The 21,681-nt window shown below is 36.2% G+C and carries 22 protein-coding genes and 1 tRNA gene; 17 read left to right on the top strand and 6 right to left on the bottom strand.

The annotated features are described in order from the left end of the window. Nucleotides 1-45: 45 nt before the first annotated feature. Nucleotides 46-1,257: a diphosphate--fructose-6-phosphate 1-phosphotransferase gene (locus B096_RS0103370; protein WP_018579381.1), complete on the top strand. Its 1,212-nt coding sequence runs from the start codon at nucleotides 46-48 to the stop codon at nucleotides 1,255-1,257. Between the two features lie 154 nt (nucleotides 1,258-1,411). Here the strand turns inward: B096_RS0103370 and B096_RS0103365 are convergent. Beyond that, nucleotides 1,412-1,500, bottom strand: a tRNA-Ser gene (locus B096_RS0103365). A gap of 104 nt (nucleotides 1,501-1,604) precedes the next feature. Here B096_RS0103365 and B096_RS0103360 point away from each other — a divergent pair. The 11 genes from B096_RS0103360 (at nucleotide 1,605) to B096_RS0103310 (ending at nucleotide 12,464) form a co-directional block, all read left to right on the top strand. After that, nucleotides 1,605-1,925 (top strand): hypothetical protein, encoded by a 321-nt coding sequence (locus B096_RS0103360; protein ID WP_018579380.1) that lies wholly within the window; start codon nucleotides 1,605-1,607, stop codon nucleotides 1,923-1,925. Beyond that, nucleotides 1,915-2,925 (top strand): V-type ATPase subunit, encoded by a 1,011-nt coding sequence (locus B096_RS0103355; RefSeq protein WP_018579379.1) that lies wholly within the window; start codon nucleotides 1,915-1,917, stop codon nucleotides 2,923-2,925. Before B096_RS0103360 ends, B096_RS0103355 begins: the two co-directional genes overlap by 11 nt. 11 nt (nucleotides 2,926-2,936) lie before the next feature. Next, entirely contained in the window at nucleotides 2,937-4,727 is a 1,791-nt protein-coding gene (locus tag B096_RS0103350; RefSeq protein WP_018579378.1) for a V-type ATP synthase subunit I, read from the top strand. A 13-nt stretch (nucleotides 4,728-4,740) separates the two neighbouring features. After that, complete coding sequence (locus B096_RS0103345; RefSeq protein WP_018579377.1) at nucleotides 4,741-5,175, top strand: ATP synthase subunit C; 435 nt, start codon at nucleotides 4,741-4,743, stop codon at nucleotides 5,173-5,175. Continuing rightward, nucleotides 5,172-5,480, top strand: a complete 309-nt coding sequence (locus B096_RS0103340) for a V-type ATP synthase subunit F (protein WP_026254100.1) — start codon at nucleotides 5,172-5,174, stop codon at nucleotides 5,478-5,480. The genes B096_RS0103345 and B096_RS0103340 overlap by 4 nt, the downstream gene beginning before the upstream one ends. Beyond that, a complete protein-coding gene (locus B096_RS0103335; RefSeq protein ID WP_018579375.1) occupies nucleotides 5,481-6,047 on the top strand; it encodes a V-type ATP synthase subunit E in 567 nt (188 codons plus the stop codon). A gap of 11 nt (nucleotides 6,048-6,058) precedes the next feature. Further along, nucleotides 6,059-7,783 carry a V-type ATP synthase subunit A gene (locus B096_RS0103330; RefSeq protein WP_018579374.1) on the top strand — a complete coding sequence of 575 codons (1,725 nt, stop codon included), beginning with the start codon at nucleotides 6,059-6,061 and terminating at the stop codon, nucleotides 7,781-7,783. 12 nt (nucleotides 7,784-7,795) lie between these two features. Continuing rightward, entirely contained in the window at nucleotides 7,796-9,241 is a 1,446-nt protein-coding gene (locus B096_RS0103325) for a V-type ATP synthase subunit B (protein WP_018579373.1), read from the top strand. Between the two features lies 1 nt (nucleotide 9,242). Further along, on the top strand, nucleotides 9,243-9,833 hold the full coding sequence (locus B096_RS0103320) for a V-type ATP synthase subunit D (RefSeq protein ID WP_018579372.1): 591 nt from the start codon (nucleotides 9,243-9,245) through the stop codon (nucleotides 9,831-9,833). Nucleotides 9,834-10,117: 284 nt separating this feature from the next. Further along, a complete protein-coding gene (gene ptsP, locus B096_RS0103315) occupies nucleotides 10,118-11,821 on the top strand; it encodes a phosphoenolpyruvate--protein phosphotransferase (RefSeq protein WP_018579371.1) in 1,704 nt (567 codons plus the stop codon). Continuing rightward, nucleotides 11,808-12,464, top strand: a complete 657-nt coding sequence (locus B096_RS0103310) for an HD domain-containing protein (RefSeq protein ID WP_018579370.1) — start codon at nucleotides 11,808-11,810, stop codon at nucleotides 12,462-12,464. The genes ptsP and B096_RS0103310 overlap by 14 nt, the downstream gene beginning before the upstream one ends. A gap of 25 nt (nucleotides 12,465-12,489) precedes the next feature. On the opposite strand, the gene B096_RS10165 is transcribed toward B096_RS0103310, so the two are convergent. Continuing rightward, nucleotides 12,490-12,861 (bottom strand): prepilin peptidase, encoded by a 372-nt coding sequence (locus B096_RS10165; RefSeq protein WP_414843263.1) that lies wholly within the window; start codon nucleotides 12,859-12,861, stop codon nucleotides 12,490-12,492. On the opposite strand from B096_RS10165, the gene B096_RS10255 reads away from it, so the two are divergent. After that, nucleotides 12,856-12,933 carry a DUF3709 domain-containing protein gene (locus B096_RS10255; RefSeq protein ID WP_156813103.1) on the top strand — a complete coding sequence of 26 codons (78 nt, stop codon included), beginning with the start codon at nucleotides 12,856-12,858 and terminating at the stop codon, nucleotides 12,931-12,933. The genes B096_RS10165 and B096_RS10255 overlap by 6 nt on opposite strands. A 20-nt stretch (nucleotides 12,934-12,953) precedes the next feature. Here B096_RS10255 and B096_RS0103305 read toward each other — a convergent pair whose 3' ends face one another. From B096_RS0103305 to B096_RS0103295, 3 genes are all read right to left on the bottom strand, one after another. Further along, nucleotides 12,954-13,856 (bottom strand): DUF6681 family protein, encoded by a 903-nt coding sequence (locus tag B096_RS0103305; protein WP_018579369.1) that lies wholly within the window; start codon nucleotides 13,854-13,856, stop codon nucleotides 12,954-12,956. Between the two features lie 99 nt (nucleotides 13,857-13,955). Next, nucleotides 13,956-14,516: a hypothetical protein gene (locus B096_RS0103300; RefSeq protein WP_018579368.1), complete on the bottom strand. Its 561-nt coding sequence runs from the start codon at nucleotides 14,514-14,516 to the stop codon at nucleotides 13,956-13,958. Between the two features lie 13 nt (nucleotides 14,517-14,529). Continuing rightward, nucleotides 14,530-15,300 carry an HAD hydrolase family protein gene (locus B096_RS0103295; protein ID WP_018579367.1) on the bottom strand — a complete coding sequence of 257 codons (771 nt, stop codon included), beginning with the start codon at nucleotides 15,298-15,300 and terminating at the stop codon, nucleotides 14,530-14,532. Between the two features lie 45 nt (nucleotides 15,301-15,345). On the opposite strand from B096_RS0103295, the gene B096_RS0103290 reads away from it, so the two are divergent. Beyond that, nucleotides 15,346-16,005: a M48 family metallopeptidase gene (locus B096_RS0103290; protein ID WP_156813097.1), complete on the top strand. Its 660-nt coding sequence runs from the start codon at nucleotides 15,346-15,348 to the stop codon at nucleotides 16,003-16,005. Here B096_RS0103290 and B096_RS0103285 read toward each other — a convergent pair. Next, nucleotides 15,959-17,581: an Rqc2 family fibronectin-binding protein gene (locus B096_RS0103285; protein ID WP_018579365.1), complete on the bottom strand. Its 1,623-nt coding sequence runs from the start codon at nucleotides 17,579-17,581 to the stop codon at nucleotides 15,959-15,961. The genes B096_RS0103290 and B096_RS0103285 overlap by 47 nt on opposite strands. A gap of 115 nt (nucleotides 17,582-17,696) precedes the next feature. Here B096_RS0103285 and gmk point away from each other — a divergent pair, with 115 nt between their 5' ends. From gmk to B096_RS0103270, 3 genes are read left to right on the top strand one after another with little or no spacing between them, the layout of a single operon-like run. Next, nucleotides 17,697-18,269 carry a guanylate kinase gene (gene gmk / locus B096_RS0103280; RefSeq protein ID WP_018579364.1) on the top strand — a complete coding sequence of 191 codons (573 nt, stop codon included), beginning with the start codon at nucleotides 17,697-17,699 and terminating at the stop codon, nucleotides 18,267-18,269. A gap of 32 nt (nucleotides 18,270-18,301) precedes the next feature. Beyond that, entirely contained in the window at nucleotides 18,302-20,443 is a 2,142-nt protein-coding gene (gene priA / locus B096_RS0103275) for a replication restart helicase PriA (protein WP_018579363.1), read from the top strand. Between the two features lies 1 nt (nucleotide 20,444). Then, a complete protein-coding gene (locus tag B096_RS0103270) occupies nucleotides 20,445-21,659 on the top strand; it encodes a transcription antitermination factor NusB (RefSeq protein ID WP_018579362.1) in 1,215 nt (404 codons plus the stop codon). Nucleotides 21,660-21,681 lie beyond the last annotated feature (22 nt).

Genomic DNA, 21,681 nt, shown 5'->3' with positions numbered 1-21,681 from the left:
ATTGTGTATAATAGGAATTGGTAAAAAATAAAGGAGTATATTACTATGGCTAAATGTTTAGTGGCTCAATCAGGTGGGCCAACATCAGTAATTAACGCTACTGTTGCAGGTATCGTTAAAGCAAACCAATTAAATCCAATTTATGATGTGGTTTTAGGTGGTCTTCATGGAATTGAAGGAATTCTTGAAGAAAAATTTGTAGACTTAACTCACATGAGTGAAGACGAAAACAATGTTTTACGTCAAACACCTTCAAGTGCTTTAGGTTCATGTCGTTATAAATTAAAACGTGAAAACGTTGCAGATTTCGAAAAATTGTTTGCAATTTTAGAAAAACACGATATTCGTACAATGTTCTATGTAGGTGGAAATGACTCGATGGATACAGTGTATGCTTTATCACAATATGCAGAAGCAAACGGACACACCGAATTCCAATTTGTTGGATGTCCAAAAACAGTTGATAATGACCTCATGGTTATCGATCACTGTCCAGGATTTGCAAGTGCTGCGAAATTCATCGCTACAACTGCTTACCAAACATGGTTAGATAGTACTGTATATACACGTCAAGATGTATTTATTCTTGAAACAATGGGACGTGACGCTGGCTGGTTAGCAGCTAGTGCATGTGTATCAGGTGTTGTTGATATGGTAGTTCTTCCTGAACTAGCATTCGATAAAGAATTATTCTTAAAAACAGTTCAAAAACATATTAATGAAAAAAATAAATGCTATATCGTAGTAAGTGAAGGTGTTCGTTATGAAGATGGAACTTACTTAGCTGCTGGTGAATCAAAAAATGATACATTTGGTCACGCAGTATTAGGTGGAGCAGGTAATGCTTTACGCGAAATGATCCTTGAAGCAGGGATTTCAGAACGTGCTAAGGTTCAAGATTTAAGTAATGCACAACGTTCACATGCTACAGAACAATCAAAAGTTGATGTGGAAGAATCATTCAAACTCGGAATGTCTGCACACATGCGTTCAATGGAACCATCATTCACAGGGAAAATGGTTGCATTAAAACGTGTTGAAGGTGTTGAAGAGTATGATGTTGAATTCTTTGCAACCGATGCAAGTAATGTTGCAAACCATGTGAAGAATTTCCCACTTGAGTGGATTTTACCAGAATTCTCTGGAATTGCTCAAGAAGCTCATGATTACATCGCACCACTATTAGTGGGTCGTCCAGTTGTAATGTTTGATGAAAAAGGGTTACCACGTCAAGTGAAACCGTTCTACATGCGTTAATTGTAAAAGACCCCTCGGGGTCTTTTCTTTTTCATTACAATTTCAAATGACAAGTTGGTTTCTCTGTTGATTTAAAATCCTATAAGTGTTTAAATGAGAATGTACACATTAAATAAAAAAAACAATCACAAGTATGTGATTGGTTAATTTAATATGGCGGAGAAAGAGGGATTTGAACCCTCGCGAGCTTTCACTCCTATCGGTTTTCGAGACCGACCCCTTCAGCCTCTTGGGTATTTCTCCAACAATGTGTATTATACCAAGTTTTAACAAAAAAAGGAATATTTTATTGAAATTTATTTTTGATAGGAGTATTATAAGTTTTGTCTTTTTAAGGAGGGCGAATTATGGATGAACACATTCTTCGAATATTGAAAGCAAATCAAAGTGCAAAACAGTTGGTTCATGAACATGAGTTGACAAATGAATTTGATCAAGAACACTTTGAAGAACTAAAAAAATCGATAGATACTGCGTTATCGGAAGTATTTGAGCTTGAATCCTCTAAGATTCGAGAGGAGTCAAATACACGCTATGAACGCCTAAAGCCGATGTCAGATCATGAATATAACGAGCGTGTCAAAGACTTGGACGAGCGATTTAATGTAGCCAGAAAAGAATGGGAGCAAATTCTTTTTGAAAGAATTACTACAGTAGATGGCAAGTGATTATGCAATGTCTACTAAGGCACGTTCGTTTTACAGTCAACATTTGACAGCTGCACAATATCGATCGATGCTTGAGATGCCAGAAATACCAGCAATCGCTAGTTATTTAAAAAATGAAACACGATATGCTGATGTATTGGATGGAATTAATGAAAAGGGTATTCATCGTGGCTTTTTGGAACAACGTATCCGTCTAAAATCGCATATAGAGTTTTTAGGCCTTATGCGTTATATTCAAACAAGCAAGCATCATTTTTACGAATTCTACGTTCGCGAAGTCGAAATTTCACAAATTATTTTTATTTTGCACGCAATCGATGCTGGTACGAGTCATTTTGTGGAAGACTTTGTGGAAGATTTAAATCATTTAATGTCATTTGATGTGTATGGTTTAGCAAAATGCACAAGTTTTGAAGAAGTTTATAATTATTTGTCGAATACGGCTTATAACAAGCCGTTAGCGTTCCTTACAGAAGAAATTGTGGATATCTCCAAGTGTGAAGATAGTCTCAAGATTTTTTACAACCAACGCATGTTGGAATTGATTCGACATGAACCGGATAACAAAGAGTTATTGGAAGTTTTCCGAATTAATATCGAACTTGAGAATATCTCGAATGTTTATCGAATGAAAAAATTCTTTAATATGACTTCGACAGAAATAATCAATCGCGTTCATTATGAACCGCATTATATTTCGGAAAACCAATTACACGAATGGATACGTACAATGAATGCTGATGAATTTTTAGAAGCATTTAAGGATACGCCATACGGCAATTATGAGGATTTTGAAGGAAATCGTCATATAGAGTATTATTTTGATATGATTCGTTATCGTATTTTAAAGAAAAAGATGCGATTTACAACGAATTCAGATGTAATTTTATTCTCTTATATGTTTTTATTAAAAATAGAAATAGAGAATATTATCGATGTGGTAGAGGGCGTTCGCTATCGAATGAGCCCTGAAGAAATTGTTAAGTTGCTGATTGTTTAGGAGGTGGTTAAGTGGCAATAGAAAAAATGAGACTTGTTATGGTATCTACCGATCCTAAAAACGTATTATCTATGATTAATAATATTATGACATGTCCAAATTTTCACCCAGAACTTGCAACAGAAGTTGTGAAGGATGGAGACGGTGGATTAATTTATCCAAATGATCGTATTTACGATAGTTATCTGTCGCGTTGTGAACGTATTGTTACCGATTTGCATTTAGATTTAACGGATCATTATGATCAAGCATATTCAGTCGCTCAGATTGAAGAAGCATTACAAGAAGCAGAACAGCGCTACAATACACTTCACCGTCAAGAATCATCGTTATCAAGTTTAAACGATGATGATAAGATAGCTCTCAAAAAATTAAGAGAGTACCCAATGGATAGTGTTGAAGAAGGATTTATTCGCGTTCATTTCGGCCGAATCCCTACAAATTCATTGTCTAAAATTACATTACATAATGATGAACGGTTTGTTTTTACAGAGTTACACCGAACCAAGCAATATGGTTGGATTGTATGGATTTGTTTAGAAGAAGATGAAATGCATTTAACAGAAATGTTTGAATCTTTATTCTTTGAGCCACTAGCGATACCAGTAGGTGCGGATGATAATTTGAGAAAAGAATGTTCAGTTTTACTAGATAACATATACGGTTATGTTAAAGAACAATCATTAAAAGAGGCATATTACAAATATATTACAATCTATAATCAAGAAGCCGTGATTGTTGGTTTTATCCCAGAGGAACGATTAGATATTTTTAAATCGTTATTTGCGGAAGATATGAAAGTTCTTGATTTTGAAGCAACGACCCAGAAGGATTTATTACCACCAACACGATTGAAAAATGGTTGGTTTTCCCGACCGTTTGAATCTTTTGTTGAAATGTACGGATTGCCTAAATATGGGGAATTTGATCCGACACCATTTTTTGCAGTTACATATTGTCTCTTGTTTGGAATAATGTTTGGTGATTTGGGACAAGGATTTGTAATTGCTCTCGGTGGTTATTTGCTCTCTAAGAAAAAGGGAATTAAGCTGGGTGATGTTGCAGTAAGAATTGGTTTCTTTTCAATGTTTTTTGGTGTTATTTACGGATCGTTTTTTGGCAATGAAGAAATTTTAGAACCATTGCTCGCACCACTAGGCTTACCAATTCATGTAACCAGTCCTGATTTCACGATGTCGTTATTATTAACAACTGTTGCTCTTGGTGTGGTTTTGATTCTTACATCGATTTGCATCAACATCGTGCTCTCATTTAAGAAAAAAGATTTTACCAGCGCAGTCTACAGTCAAAATGGAATTGCTGGTCTAATGTTTTATGGTTTTATAATGGCGGCCGTTGCATTAAATTCACAAGGTGTTCAAATCGTAAATACATTAACGATTCTTGTATTCATTGTGGTACCGTTATTAATGATTTTATTTAAAGAACCGTTATCAAATTTAATGAACAAGATGAGTGCTTCACCACATGATGGCTGGGGCGGTTACCTTGTTGAAAGTTTCTTTGAATTATTTGAAGTCCTATTAAGTTTTATTGCGAATACAATGTCATTCTTGCGTGTTGGTGGATTCGTTCTTTCTCATGCAGGGATGATGAGTGTTGTAATGACGCTTAATGAAATGGCAGGAAGTGCCGGAATTTTAATTGTGATCTTCGGTAATATTTTCGTTATCGGTTTAGAAGGTCTCATTGTTGGTATTCAAACATTACGTTTAGAATACTATGAAATGTTTAGTCGTTATTACGACGGTGGCGGTAAGCCATTTAAATCAGTCTACTAAGGAGGAATTATAAATGTCATTATCAATTTTTGAAATCGTAGGGCCAATGTTACTAATTGCGCTCATTACTTTACCACTCATTCCTGTATATAAGAAAAAAGTGGATCCGCAAAACGCTAAGTTCCGAGTATGGTTCCAAGTATCATGCTTCTTTGCAGCTTTAATCGGAGTTGTTTTGATTACAGGCTATACACATGCAGATGAAGCTGTTTCCAGTGCATTCCAAGGAAGTAATGCGCAAGGAATGGCTTATCTAGCCGCTTCAATCGCTGTTGGTTGTTCTGTTCTAGGTGCTGGTTATGCTGTTGGACAAGCTGCACCTGCTGCAATTGGTGCTATTTCAGAGAAAGGTGAGAACTTCGGTAAAGCTATGATTTTCGTTGCTCTTGCTGAAGGGGTTGCGATCTACGGTCTATTAATCGCTATTCTTATTATTAATAAATTATGAGAATGTATCTTATCAGTGACAACATCGATACCCAAATGGGACTTCGTTTAGCTGGTATTGAAGGTGTCGTTGTTCATGAAAAAGAAGCATTAAAACATGAATTGACTGAGGCAATCAACAATAAAGAGATTGGTATTATTTTGCTAACAAGTAAAATTTTTAATCTGGATCGTGAATATATTCAGGATCTAAAATTGAATTTGCCAAGTCCATTGATTGTTGAGATATCGGACCGACATAAATCTCATGAAGTTCAATCGATGATTGATGAAACAATTTCTAAAATTATCGGAGAGGTGGTATAAATGGCTGGAGAAAAAGCAAGAGTTTCGGAAGAAATCGTAAGTATAATTGATGAAGAAGCAAGGAGCTATAAAGAATTAAGTCAACGTTCTCAAAAAGAAAAAATTGACGCTGAGCTCGCAGCTTATAAGCTACAAGTGGAACATTCAATTAAATCAAGAATTAAAAATATTAAAGATCGTGAAGAAAAGAAACGAAGTCGTGTAGAATCAGAGCTTCGATTCAGTGTCCAAAAAAGATTACGTATTCGTCGTCAAGAATTACTTGATGAATTTGCACAAGATCTGAAAGATAAAATACTTGAATTTCGCAATTCAAGTAAATATCATGCGTACATCGAAGATTGTTTAAAAAATCTAAACCTTGAAAAAGCGACACCAGTCGTGATTTCAATTCGAAAAGAAGATCAAGCGTTGGTGTCCATGGAAGGCGTCACATTCAAAAATATTGATTTTGAATTAGGTGGCTTCTTATGTGAACAAGGAAATGTCGTTTATGATTATACCTTGGATTCGCGTTTTGATTCTGCAATCGATTATTTTGTTCAAGAAAGTCAATTATGGATATAGGGGTGATCAATATGAGTACAATTTATTGGATTAATGGTCCAATTATTAAAAGTCAAGATGTTGATAACTTCACAATGTCTGAAATGGTTTATGTAGGCCAACAAAAACTTTTAGGTGAAGTAATTGGTATTGATGATGATTTCGTCACCATTCAAGTTTATGAATCTACATCCTCAATGAAGGTGGGAGAACCGATTGAGCATACGGGGAATCCCTTAAGTATTGAATTGGGACCAGGTTTACTTGGAAATATTTATGATGGTATTGGCCGTCCATTACAAGGGTTATCGAAGAAATATGGATCCTACCTTGATGTTGGCCAAAGTATGCGTACCTTATCCGAAGAAAAAGAGTGGGATGTTAAGTTTTCTGTTAAAAAAGGAGATGCACTTAAATTAGGCCAAGTGTATGCAACCTTTGCGGAAACGGGTTCAATCGAACATCGTTTAATGGCAACCAAAGAAGGGGTCATTGCGACAGATTGTATCGATGGTTTATTTACAATAAATGACAGCCTTTTGGAACTTGAAGATGGAACGCAGTTTAAATTATCCTTGAAATGGCCAATTCGTCATGAACGACCAGTAGCACGTCGTATCGATGCGAAGGAACCATTAATTACAGGGCAACGTGTTATTGATACATTGTTCCCAATTGTTAAGGGTGGTAGTGCCGCAATTCCAGGTGGTTTTGGAGCGGGTAAGACGATGTTACAACATCAACTCGCAAAATGGTGTGATGCTGATATTATTGTTTATATCGGTTGCGGTGAGCGTGGCAATGAGATGGCACAGGTTTTGGAAGAATTTTCAGAGTTAATTGATCCAAAGACGGGTCGAACACTCATGGAACGAACAATATTGATTGCAAACACATCTAACATGCCTGTAGCTGCTCGAGAAGCATCAATCTATACAGGTATCACGTTTGCTGAGTATTACCGTGATATGGGTTACCATGTCGCACTCATGGCTGATTCAACTTCCCGTTGGGCTGAAGCTTTACGTGAATTGTCGGGGCGTCTTGAAGAAATGCCTGCAGAAGAAGGATTCCCAGCATATCTTGCATCAAGACTTGCAGCATTCTATGAACGAAGTTCATATGTTAATACTTTAAATGGTGATGTCGGTTCAATTAGCATTATTGGTGCGATTTCGCCACAGGGTGCTGATTTCTCGGAACCTGTTACACAAAATACGCAACGTTTTATTGGTTGCTTTTGGGCACTTGATAAGTCGCTTGCCTATATTAGACACTTTCCTTCTATTAACTACAATCTATCTTATAGTGAGTATTTAATACAACTTGAAGGTTGGTATGACCAAAACATTGCACCAGAATTTCTTGAGTATCGTCAAATGGTATTATCAATTCTTAATGAAGAAACAAGTTTGATGGAAATTGTTAAACTTATTGGCCAAGATGTGTTAGCAGACCGTCAAAAATTAACTCTTGAAATGGGTCGTGTTATTCGGGTAGGATATTTACAACAAAATGCCTTCCATGAATATGACAGTTCAGTATCATTACAAAAGCAATTTGAAATGCTCAAATTAATCAACTATACATACAAGCAATGTCAATTGGTGTTACATGATAAAAAACCAATGAATGCTATTACGAATACCCATATTTTTGATGAAATTATTGGGATTAAATATGCAATTGATGAAGATTTAACGAAGTTTGAAGCATACTATAAAAAAGTTGATGACGCGCTTGCGTCAATTCAATAGGAGGAGACCGATATGAGTATATTTTTTAAAGGATTATCGAGTATCAATGGTCCTCTGGTAGCGATTGAAGGTGTACAAAATGCATCGTTTGATGAACTTGTAGAGTTAGTAGACGATGAAAATCATACACGATTAGGACGAATTATTGAGTTACAAGGTGATCGTGCTTTGATTCAAGTTTTTGAAAACACTGAAGGAATGTCAAAGAAAAACATGCTGACTAAATTATCAGGGCGTCCGATTGAAATTGGATTATCTGAAGAAATTCTTGGCCGTAGTTTTAATGGGTCTGGAAAACCAATCGATGGATTGGGACCGGTATTTACAGAGAAGTTCTCTGATATTAACGGACGTGTAATTAATCCAGTTTCTCGTATCTACCCTCGTGATTTTATTAATACGGGGGTATCCGCGATTGATGGACTGAATACATTAATTCGTGGTCAGAAATTACCAATTTTCTCAGGAAGTGGTTTATCGCATAATGAGCTTGCAGCTCAAATCGTACGTCAAGCCAAGCTTCATGGGGATAATGATGAAGATTTTGCGATTGTATTTGCGGCAATGGGTGTAAAACATGATGTTGCTGCGTTCTTTAAACAAACATTTATGGAACACGGTGTCATGGATCACGTTACGATGTTTTTAAATCTTGCAAATGATCCAATTATTGAAAGAATTTTGACTCCGCGTTTTGCCTTAACAGCCGCAGAGTACCTTGCATTTGAGAAAAACATGCATATTCTTGTGGTAATGACGGATATTACTTCTTATTGTGAGGCATTAAGAGAATACAGTTCCTCTAAAGAAGAGGTACCAGGTCGAAAAGGTTATCCTGGTTATCTCTACTCTGATTTAGCGAGCATGTATGAACGTGCAGGTTGTATTGAAGGAAGCACAGGATCTTTAACACAGATTCCAATTTTAACGATGCCAAATGATGATATTTCACATCCAATCGCTGACTGTACGGGTTATATTACGGAAGGACAGATTGTTTTAGATCGCGGTATGACACAAAAAGGGATTTATCCACCGATCAATGTTTTACCATCCCTATCACGTTTAATGAAAGATGGTATCGGTGAAGGATTAACACGTGGTGATCACTCTAGTGTTTCATCCCAACTCTTTGCGGCGTATGCGCGTGTTATCGATGTTCGAAATTTAGCATCTGTAATCGGATTGGATGAACTTTCAAAAGCTGACCAAAAATATCTTAGTTTTGGTAAAATATTTGAAAATTTCTTTGTCGGACAAGGGGATGGCACAAACCGTTCGATTGCCGATACGTTAGATATTGGATGGCATTTATTGTCGCTCTTACCGATTCATGATCTTGATCGTTTGGATTCTAAGTTACTTGAGCAATATTATGACAATCATGCAGCGGTGGTTTATTTTAAAGAAAATAGCCCTGAACTTGTTGATTCAATTCTTTTAGAGAGCCTCAGCTAAAGTGTTAATTACAAAAGGAAATCTTCTTGCATGTAAGGAATCGCTTCGATTAGCTAAGTTGGGCTACGAGCTAATGGACCGAAAGCGAGTCATTCTTATGCAAGAATTATCAAAAATGATGGATGATGTTAAGGAACTCCGAGATGTAATCGATGAAACTTACGATAAAGCGTACACGTCATTGCAGCGAGCAAATGTTTCATTGGGTGTAATTAATCGAATTGCCAATTTAATGCCTATTGAGGAAGATATCAAAATTGTTTATCGTTCTGTCATGGGGATTGAAATTCCTAAGGTAACACTTGAGGAAAAGGAAATTAAGATACCGTATGCGCTAAGTGTAAGTAATTCTCGCCTTGATGAAGTGTTCTTACAAATGCGTCAAGTTAAACTTTACACAGCGAAATTAGCTGAGTTGGATAATGGTATGTATCGTCTTGCTCAAGCGATTGAAAAGAGTCGCAAACGTGCGAATGCACTAGAACAAATTGTAATTCCTGATCTTGAAATGAAAATAAAAACAATTTCGGATGCACTTGAAGAAAAAGAACGTGAAGAGTTCATTCGTATGAAATTAGTAAAAAAAATGTAATCGTTATAAACTAACCCTAAAAGCATCTTGATGGATTTATTCAAGATGCTTTTTTTATGTGTATAATAACTAGCTTGATTCACAAAGACAGTATATTTGAAAAACCACCTTGAAGGAAAAAACATGCAGAATAGCAACTTAGTAGTAGGGACGTTTGAAATTCACAATAATACATTGATTTTAAGGCATCAAAGTTTCATACTAAGATTTCCTAAAAACTTTGATTACGCTTGTAAAAAGTGCTAAAATGACAATGATGTAATAGGGAAAAAGGAGATTATTCTATGATTAAAGGTATTGCTGCTTCAGCAGGTGTTTCAGTATCAAAGGTTTTCAAACTTCAACATCCAGTTTTAGAAATTGAAAAACGTGATGCAAACGCAGAAGAAGAAATCAAAAAGTTACAAGATGCTGTTATTGCTACTCAAAAGGATATTACAGCAATCAAAGAAAATGCAGTTGGACGTCTTGCCGATGAAGAACTTGCAATTTTTGATGCTCACTTAATGGTTACTCAAGATCCAGAATTTGTGGGACAAATCGAAGAGATGATTAAGAATGATGCAATTAATGCAGAATTTGCGATTAATGAAATCGGTAATATGTTTGTAGGTATGTTTGAAAGTATGGATGATCCTTACTTTAGAGAACGTGCTGCAGATATTAAAGATGTTACATATCGTATGAAGTGTCATGCATGTGGTTTAAATATTCCGGATTTAACAACAATCAATGAGGAAGTCGTAATTGTTGCGGAAGATCTTACACCATCAGATACAGCACAACTTGATCGTAATTTTGTTAAAGGTTTTGCTACAGAAATCGGTGGCCGTACATCACACTCTGCCATTATGGCACGTAGTCTTGAAATTCCGGCAGTCGTTGGAGCTGGAGAACTTCTTAACAAATGCAACCATGGTGATGAAATCATTCTGGATGCTCTAGAAGGTGTTGTAATCTTCAATCCATCAGAAGAAGAGAAAGAAACTTATGCTCAAAAAGCAAATGATTATGCAGAACACCGTAAGAGTTTGCTTGCGCTCAAAGACGCTGAATCAGTTTCGAAAGATGGTCGTCATGTTGAACTTGCAGGAAATATTGGTACACCTAATGATGTAGAAGGTGTTATTAATAATGGGGGTGAAGCTGTAGGGCTTTACCGTACAGAATTCCTTTACATGGATGCATCGGAATTACCAAATGAAGAAGATCAATTCCAAGCTTACAAAGCAGTACTTGAAAACATGGCTCCAGGTCGTGTGGTTGTGCGTACGTTAGACATTGGTGGAGATAAGGAACTTTCATATTTAAAATTCCCACATGAGATGAATCCATTCTTGGGTTACCGTGCAATTCGCCTCTGCCTTGATCGCCCAGATATTTTCCATGTTCAAATTCGTGCATTATTACGCGCAAGTGTTTATGGTAAATTAGCAATTATGTTCCCAATGATTGCTACAATTCAAGAATTCCGTGCTGCTAAAGCAGTTGTGGAAGAAGAAAAGAAAAATTTATCCAAAGAGGGTATTGCATACAGTGATGATATCGAACTTGGTATGATGGTCGAAATTCCAGCGGCAGCAATGCTTGCAGACCAATTTGCTAAAGAAGCAGACTTCTTTAGTATCGGAACAAATGACCTTATTCAATACTCAATGGCAGCTGACCGTATGAATGAAAAGGTTTCATACCTTTACCAACCTTATAATCCATCAATCTTACGTCTTGTTAAAATGACGATTGATGGTGCACATAAAGAGGGCAAATGGTGCGGTATGTGTGGTGAAATGGCAGGCGATGAGAAAGCAATTCCATTATTACTTGGTCTTGGTTTGGATGAATTCTCAATGTCCGCTTCATCAATTTTAGAAGCACGTCGTATTATCCGTGATTTAAGCTATGAAGATATGAAAGAACTAACAGATAAAGCATTAAACTGTGCAACAACAGAAGAAGTGCTTGAACTCTTAGATAATGCTATCAAATAGTCAAATAAAAACTTTAGATAATCTTGATCATTGTATCTTTGATTTAATGTCAAAGGAACATACAGGTCATGACTATTACCATGTTAAGCGTGTTGTGAATCTCACTTCACGCTTAATTTGTAATACGGATAATGAATTTGTCATTAAAGCAATTGCTTATTTGCATGATGTATATGATGATAAAGTATCAAAAACATCGGACTTAGAATCTGATTTAAAAAAACTAATCGAGACATGGTGCTTAGATTTTGAAGGTTACGAAAACGAAATAATTCAAGGCGTATCTCAAATCGGATATAAAGGTGGATTTGGAATTAAACATAAAATTCGTCCAGCTCAAATTGTGTCGGATGCTGATTACCTTGATTCTATGGGGGCTATTGGAATTGCTAGAACGTTCTATTATGCAGGAAGCAAGGGTTCAAATTTATATAATCCTAACTTGGAGCGGATTTCTATTGATTCGCTGGATACATATCGTAATGCGGAACGTAATGCCATCGATCATTTTGATGAAAAGTTATTAAAACTTTATGATTCACTCGAAACAGAAAAAGCGAGGGCTATTGGGAAAGTAAGACATCAAAGACTCAAGGACTATTATCGTAATTTTTATGATGAAATGAATGAATCGGATATGTGAAAAGACAGTTGCTACTGTCTTTTTTTTAAAGTGCGAGCATAAAACCGATACTTATAATCGGCACAAAGGGATACTTACGGGTTCTGTTGCCGTATTGAATCAATAAGAGAACTAACATGCAACCGGATGCTATGCCGGTGTAATAGAGCCCTACAAGGCTTTTTTCAAAGCCTAGATAAAAGCATAGTGCTTGAATTAGTAAGACGTCACCCATACCAATACTTTTACGTTTTGCTTCGAAAAAATAAAACGGCGCTGAAAATAAAATCATACTCGCAATATTATCGGTTGTGATATCGACGGAAGCAACCAACCTTAGAATGTAAATCAGGTAGATTAAACAGTTTGGAATGCATAACAATTTATAGTCTATATAAGATAAGAGTAGAAGATTTATGATAAGAAGTATGTTTGTCGTTTCGATTATGACCACCATTGTTTAAATAAACTCTCAAAAAAAATATCCTAAAAAAAAGAGCATAAGCTCTTTTATTTTGAAAAAATTGTGATCGAAGCGATATAAGGTAATTCACCTTGATTGCAACTACCATCTGATTTCCAGTTCTTAAAGTTACCACCAGTTATTTTACCGCGGATATGATAAATCGAATCAAATGATTTATGTACATCGACGAGGTATTTAGTTGGAATATAGCCTATGAGAACAAGATCACTATCAGAAACGCCTGCCATCACTTTGATGTGGGTAAGTGTTTCTTTGCGATTTCGCTCTTTAACGAGGCTAATTGAAGGAATATCATTGAAAATGTTTTCAAATATATATTTATTAGTTAATTTATGATTCGTGATTTGTTCTTGATTCATCTTATATGCAACAGATTCTTTTAATAAGCCAAGTGCATTCATTTTATGCAGTAGCTGATAAATATTTTGTTGGTTTTCATCACTACGTACAAGCGTAAGCGTGATCCGAGACGTCTTTTCTTCGGGAAGGTTCACAGATTTTTCTGTTTTGATATCTGTTTGTTTGGATGGATTTATCTGAGTTGATCTAAGCGGATCATCAAAGTTTGTCGGATTAAAAATGCGAGTTGAATTCGTTTCTTCAAATAAGTCAGCAGGATGATCCATTTCGATTGCTTCGTCATCATCTTCATCTTCAAATATAAAATCTTCATCTTCTTCAAGTTCACTTGAAGCTTGCTGTGTGTTTTGCTCTTTAGATTCAGGTGCTTCATCAATTAATTCATCGTAATCACGACCCTTATGAATCGAAATGACAATGATGCTCATTATCACAAAAAATAGGGATGTTCCACACGCCAAAGCTGCATAGAGGCGATACCCTTCTTGGTTAAGAATATAAGCGCCACCGAGACAACCAAGTCCAATTAATATAAAAAATGTTGGTAATATATTTCTTTTTTTCATTTAAACACCCTCTCTTTATAACTACTTTAAGTTTACCCTATACCTCTGTAACAAGGCAAGTGAATAACCAATGAGATTTCAAAGAAAAACAGTAGATATCTACTGTTTTTGACTTGTTTCAACTTCTTTAATTTGTTTTCGTAATTTAAGGAATTGAATTGCATAATAGATGCTTATGACGAGTAGGACTGCAATTCCGATATACATCAACCCAAGATCATATTCTGTGGGAGTAAAGCGTCCGTCCATATTACGTGTGACGAGTATGAGGATTACAAGTAAGGGAACGACAACATACGAACCGACGTCTGATTTTTTAGACTTTAAGGCGCTTAGAGAAGTAAGTTTTGCATAATCTTGATCTGATATTTTGATAATATTACGTTCTTTTAAGAAAAAATACTTTTCATAAACATAGAAAGCAATAAAAATTACAATTGCGACAACGACAGAAACAAGAAGGGACTGTCTTAGTAATCCATAGGACATAACAAAGCCTAAGAGTACCCAAAGATTTCGGCCTGTAATAATATTCATGATTTTCATTTCTCGTTCTTGAATATGATAACCTTCTTGTTTGCCTTTGATTAAATAAAGTAAACGACGACGTTTATCTTTAATCATATCCATTTTAAATAATTCTTCATCTGTAAAGTTCATAATTCGCTCCTACCTAAAGTACACCGTGTTTTTTTAAGGCGTACATAATACCATCTTGATCAACATCTCGAGTAATGTAATCAGCGACTTGTTTCGCCGATTCACATGCATTTCCAAGGGCAACTGAGAAATTCGCATTTCTAAGAAAATCCACATCGTTATCTCCATCGCCGAAGCCGACATAATGTGTAACGTTTAGATGATTATTCAATGTCATTAATCCGTTGTATTTTCCACCTTGTGAGGGAATAACCTCAAGGTTGCCTAATTGATCAAAAGCGGTTTTTTTATCACCGATAAGTCTATTATAGTCATCTTTCGATAATGTGTCGATATCATAACTGATTAAATTATATATTTTTTGGTTTTGATAAGGGACTACCGGATACATTGTTGGTATGCCAAAATGTTTAAGGGATGCCAATAAGCGATCATTTGCTTTACTGGTAAGTGTGTTTTCATCACCCTCAAGGAGCAACGGACCTTGATTTACACGGATTAATTCATGTATAAATTCCGGTTCGAAATATACCTCAGAAATGATATTTTGTTCCGAATCTAAAATGAGCGATCCATTGGATAAAACATAACCATCCCAAGGGAAGATATCATCAACACCAGCTTCATGCACACCTAATAAACTTCTTCCCGTACACAGAGCGACTAAGTATCCTTTCGATTTTAATTGATACAGAGCATCGATTGTGCTTTGAGGAACTGTATGTGTGGTATTATCCAAAAGTGTTCCATCTACATCAAAATAGAATATTTCATTGTTTTTCATTTTATCACCTTAAATATTATAGCATGAATGTGCTATGATACTTTTATGAATATAGAAATCATAAGAAGTAAACGAAAAACGATGGCAATCCATGTTCGTGATGGGAAGGTCATTGTTAAAGCACCTTTAGGTGTTTCAGATCGCGTCATTATGGATTTTGTAGATAAGAAGCAAGCATGGATTCATAAACACCTAGAAACCTATGAGCCGATGGGGTACCATCATGGCGAAACAAAAAAACTGCGTGTTTTTGGTGTCTATAAAGATATTACTTTTGAAGAAGGAGCAAAATTTGCAATCACCGAATATCCCAATTTAATTCATCTTAGCATTCCTCAAACCTTAGCATTTGATAAAATCAATGACCGCGTAGATCAGTTTTTTAAAAATCAACTTGAATTAAGATTGCAATCGTTGGTGTGTTTTTACGCTTGGCGTTTGAAATTAAAAACGCCTCCGTTTAAGGTGAGGCGTTATAAGCGACTGTATGGACGTTGTAATCAACAACATGAACTTGCTTTCAATACTTATTTATACCATGAAAGCATCCCTTTTATTCATTATGTGGTATTACACGAATGTGCTCATATCATCGAATTTAATCACAGTGCGCGTTTCTATGAAGTTGTGGAATCTGTAATGCCTTCGTATAAAGCAATCATTCGCTCAAATAAGTTAAGACAAGATTTTCATCAGGATCTATAAAAATACTTTTTTGGGTCGAAAGACTTACAAGTCCTGGGTTTGCCCCTGGGATTTTTTTTATGTTTTTTGCTTGTGTATAATAAACTTCAACACTGCTACCATGTCGTGCTTTCGAATAATAGGCTGCAAGATGGGCGCATAGACGAATCTTAGGTTCATCTAATTCCGGTGTTTTAATGATGACATGAGCCCCAAAAGTATTGGCAGCATGAAACCACATATCTTCTTTACGGGCAAGTTTAAATGTTAGATAGTCGTTTTGTAAATTGTTCTTACCAACAAAAATAGTTGTATCTTCATCGTAATTAATCGTTAAATAATTCGGTTTTTTCTTTTTCTTAAGAGTTTGCTTACGAAGACGTTTTTGATTGATAATTCCGTGAGAAATCAGCTCATCACTGATTTCTTGAGCATCTTCGACGGTTGCTTGTTCTGCTTGCGTTTGAAGTTGTTCAAAATAGTGTATGCGTGCCTCAGTTTTTTCAATTTGTTCTTCGAGATAATGAAGACTTGTTTTTGCTTTCTGATAACGTTTAAAATAACGTCTTGCATTGTCTTTTCCCGTAAATCGTGGATCCAAGTCAATCGTTACATCATTACCTTCAAAGTCTTGAATCGTTATTTCATGGTGTCCGTTAGGAAGGGCGCTCGCAAATGCAAAGAGGAGATCGCCTTTTTCACGTAAGTGGTCGCTATCTTGAGCTTTGTCATAATCATCGTATAATTTTGGTAATTTAGCGCGACTGCGTTTTAATTCACGCTTAATGAGTTTTAGTAAGTCACCGGTGTGTGCTTTGATTCGATCTTTTTGTTGAAGATCTCTAAAATATGCATCAAGACCTTCCATAATGGGCATTTCTTTATAGGATTGATTAAGATGTGTCAATTCAATGATATGAAAGTCATGTTCATAGAGATAAACCGTTTTTGATTCGGTCAATAACGATATGATTTCATGGGGTTCTTGTGATTTAAGGCGAAACATGATTTCGCGTTCGAGCAAGGGGGATATTCCATTGAACTGATTTTTAAGGGCTTCGTCAGATTGATACGTCGCTAACTCTAAGAAAGACTTTTTATCAAACTGGGGTGGATATTCATAGAGTCCACCACTTACGATAGCTCGTGATGTATTTTCAAATGGAGAAATACGTTTGAGTGCATCGATAATGATGTTTTCGTCATTAACGATAATAATATTTGCGTATTTACCAAGTAATTCTACAATCAAACGATAAGGGCGGATAACACCCATATTATCTCGATGCTCAATATGTATTTCGATAACCCGATCATAACCATACTGGCTTATTTGGGTAATAATACCCCCTTCGAGATGTTTTCTCATCAATGTCAACAGGTGTGTTTGATCGAGATGTGCTGTGGGTTTTTCTTTTGTCCATTGCACTCGACTGAAGACGGGGTGTGTTGAAATGAACATATTCATTTTTTTACCTGCAAAACAATGAAGCATAAATTCATGATTTGAAGGTTGAGTTATTTTATTTATTTTTACAGGACAATCATCATTCATCATCGTTACAATACGATTTAATAGTACGCCATCAATAGCCATATTATCTACCTCTCAATACTTATCAAGGGTATTATACCATTAAGTCATGACGGTTTATAAAATTGTTTGACTTGTTATGTTATAATAAGTAAAATTATTAAAAGGGATGGTGTTTATGAAACGAGGATTATTAATTATATTTTCAGGTCCTAGTGGGGTAGGAAAAGGAACAGTTCGTAAGTTGTTTTTTGATCGTGAAGAGTTGAACTTAGCGTTTTCTATTTCAATGACAACACGCAAACCAAGAAATGGCGAAATTGATGGTCAAGATTATTATTTTGTAACTCAAGAACGATTTGAGGAAGCACTCGCAAACGATGAATTACTTGAGCATGCTGAATTTGTAGGGAATCATTATGGAACGCTTTTGGAAGAAGTTGATCGCCTCCGAGACTTAGGTAAAAATGTATTGCTAGAAATTGAAGTTCAAGGGGCACTTCAAGTTATCGATAGGGTTCCTGATTCGTTGAGTATCTTTTTAGTTCCACCAAGTATGGATGAACTGAAACGACGGATTGAGGGGCGTCAAACGGAATCGCAAGATGTTATTAATGAACGTCTTGAAAAAGCTGCGAAAGAAATGGAATTAATGAATCACTATCGTTATGTAATATGTAATGAAGATCCACAGAAGGCTGCGGATTCCGTGGCTTTGATTATTAAAAGAAATATTGAAACAACTCTTTAAGAGTTGTTTTCAGTCTAAGGGAGGTGTTTGCATTGAAGTACTTAGAAGTATTTATTGAAGAAAGTTTTTTAAATAATCAAACACTTACGTACTCTAACAATGGATTCGATGTAACACCGGGTGTTCGTGTGTTGGTTCGTGTCCGTAATCGGCTTATGGTTGCATTTGTTGATTCGATTCACGAACCCTATGAGACGGATTTTAAAGTTGCTCCAATCGATTCTGTTCTTGATGAGGTACCAATTCTCAATCGCGAATTAAAAGATCTTGCAGCATGGATGAGTTATTATTACATGACACCGATGATTCGGTGTTTACAAACGATACTTCCTAATAAACTGAAACCTAAAAGTACAGCGGGTTCAATAAAAATGGAGCGGGTTGTAACGCTGAGTTCGCTGAAGGAATGGTCAGATCTTACAGTGAAACAACAGTCTTTCTTAGAACATTTACAAAAAGAGGGTATTCTTTCGTTGAAGGATGCAAGAGCGTATTATACTGATTTTCGAAAGCTTATTGATAAAGGGTATGTCCTTGAATATGAACGTGAAGTTTCATATAAAGAACGAATAATTCATGAACGTTATATACAACCAGTATTAACACAGGATCAAATTGATGTTATGAAGCAAATTTCTTTCGGAAAATCAAACACATATCTTTTGCACGGTGTAACGGGAAGTGGGAAAACCGAGATATATCTACATGCCGCAGCGCAAGTGCTCGCACAAGGAAAACAAGTTTTAATTATGGTCCCCGAGATATCGTTGACGCCTCAAATGATTCATCGTGTCTCTCAGCGTTTTGGCGAAGATGTGGCTATTTATCACTCAGCGCTTAATGATCAGGAGAAGTATGAGCAATATGTTCGTGTTCAAAAGCATCACGTTAAAATTGTGGTTGGTACGCGATCTTCTATTTTTATGCCGTTTGACGATCTCGGTTTAATCGTAATGGATGAGGAACACGATAGCAGTTATAAACAAGATAATGTCCCAATGTATCATACGCGCGATGTCGCACTGAAGCGGAGTCACACCCATCAATGTCCGCTTTTGTTGGGAAGTGCTTCCCCATCACTTGAGAGTTATGCGCGTGGCTTACGTGGTAATTATCAACTGTTAGAATTACGAGACCGAATCAATCATCGTTTCCCAGATGTAACGTTGGTAGATACCCGAACGGCACTTTATGACCAACAATCTCCATATCTTACACAAGATTTAATTCAAGCAATTCAAAAACGATTGGATTGTGGCGAACAAACGATGTTGTTGTTGAATCGAAGGGGATATAACACCCTCTTAAAAAATGCTGTGACAGATGAAGTCCTACTTTGTAAACATTGTGATGTTGCTCTAAATTATCATAAAGATGATCAGACAATACGATGCCACATGTGTGGCGAAATTTACCGTCAGTTACCTTTAGTTGATGGTAAACGACCTAAAATTATTGGGAGCGGCGTAGGAACGCAACGACTTGTGGAGCAACTTGAATCAATTTTTCCTGCTGCACGGATTGCGCGAATGGATGCGGATACGACGTCAAAAAAAAATGCCCATAAAAAAATACTCAACGATTTTATCGAACATCGATCCGACATTCTTGTAGGTACACAAATGATTGCTAAGGGGTTGGATGTTGAGAATGTTACACTTGTAGGGATCGTTAATGCGGACTCAACATTAGCATATTCCGATTTTCGCTCTGTTGAATTAACCTTTAATATGATCCTTCAAGCAGCGGGAAGAAGTGGACGAGGACAATATCCAGGAGAAGTTTTGATTCAAACAAGTAATCCTGACCACTATGCAATTGTGTGTGCAGTGAACCAAAAATATAAGCATTTCTTTAAACAAGAGATGGCTTACCGCAAGTGTGCGGGATATCCACCCTATAATTACTTAATATCGTTGGTTTTTCAGGATGAAGACCCTGTCAAATCTTGGCAGGCAGCAGAAGACTTTTACAAATTAATGGACCAACAGCGTTTTCAAATACTAGGTCCTACTGAACTTCGAAAACTACATCGTAAGTATCGAACACGCATTATCCTAAAAGGGAAAGATATTGAATCGATGATTAACATTTGTAATCAAACATTACAGATATATCGAAAAATGAATGGAACAGGAGTTGTTGTGGATGTTAATCCCATAACATTAGAATAATATGAGAAGATTAGAAAGTTATAAAGTACTGAATGAAGTCTATTTTAAAGGGCGTCATGCGCACTTGGTGCTTAAAGAGTTGGATTTACAACCGCAAGACCAAGCATTTGTAAGTGCATTTGTTTATGCAACATTACAAAACAGTCTGTTTTTAGATTATCAATTTGAAGATTTAGTGGATACAAAGCTACCCAAGGAAGTAAGACTTGTTATTAAGATGGGGTGTGCTCAATACTTTAAAATGGATCAAATTCCAGACTATGCATTGGTGAGTGAGACGGTTGATCTTTGTAAGGCAATTGGAAAACATCGTTATGCAGGTGTTGTAAATGCGGTATTAAAAAAAATCATTGAACGCGGCGAGCGCGCAATTGAAGGCGATGACCTTGAGGTTGCATCTATTCAGTACAGCATGCCACTTTGGATTATGAGACTTTTAGCAAAACAGTATAGTCCAACGTTTGCTATGCAATATGCACAATATTGTCAAGAAATTAAACCGACATATATCCGTCGCAACAAATTAAAAGCTACACATGATGATTTGTCAGATTATATTACATTTGGAGAAACAAATGAGCAAGCGAAACCTTCGCTTTTTAAAAGTAAATACCTTCAAGAAGGATACGTTTTGGTACAGGATATAAACAGTCAAGAAGTTGTTCGTTGGATGGATCTTGAACCATCCCTTTCTGTTTTGGATTGTTGTTGTGGTCCAGGGACGAAAACAGTTCAAATTGCAAATGGACTAGAGAATACCGGTTCCATTACCGGGGTCGAATTGCATGAATCCAGAGCGGAAGCTACCAAAGAACTTTTAGAACGCTGTAATGTTACGAATGCACAAATAATTACCAGCGATGTTTTAGAATTCTTCCCAAAACAAGAGTACGATCGTATTTTAGTAGATGCACCGTGCTCAGGCCTGGGTGTGCTTTCACATAAGCACGACTTGCGATACCATATTTTACCCAGCGACCTTGATGAACTGGTTCAGATTCAGCAAGCCATGCTTCGTCATACCGCACAATTCATTAAAAAAGAAGGTATTCTCGTTTATTCAACATGTACTTTAAACCGTAAAGAAAATGAGAAACAAATTCAAACCTTTTTAGAAGAACACGCTAATTTCAAGTTAATGCAAGACATTACCTTGGATCCCGTAGAGACGCAAGGTGATGGGTTTTATATCGCTAAATTAATAAGAACATGTTAAAATAAATAGATAGAATAAGTGA

The organism is Erysipelothrix tonsillarum DSM 14972 (genome assembly GCF_000373785.1).
GTDB lineage: Bacteria > Bacillota_I > Bacilli_A > Erysipelotrichales > Erysipelotrichaceae > Erysipelothrix > Erysipelothrix tonsillarum.
This window is presented reverse-complemented; position numbering and strand designations above follow the sequence as displayed.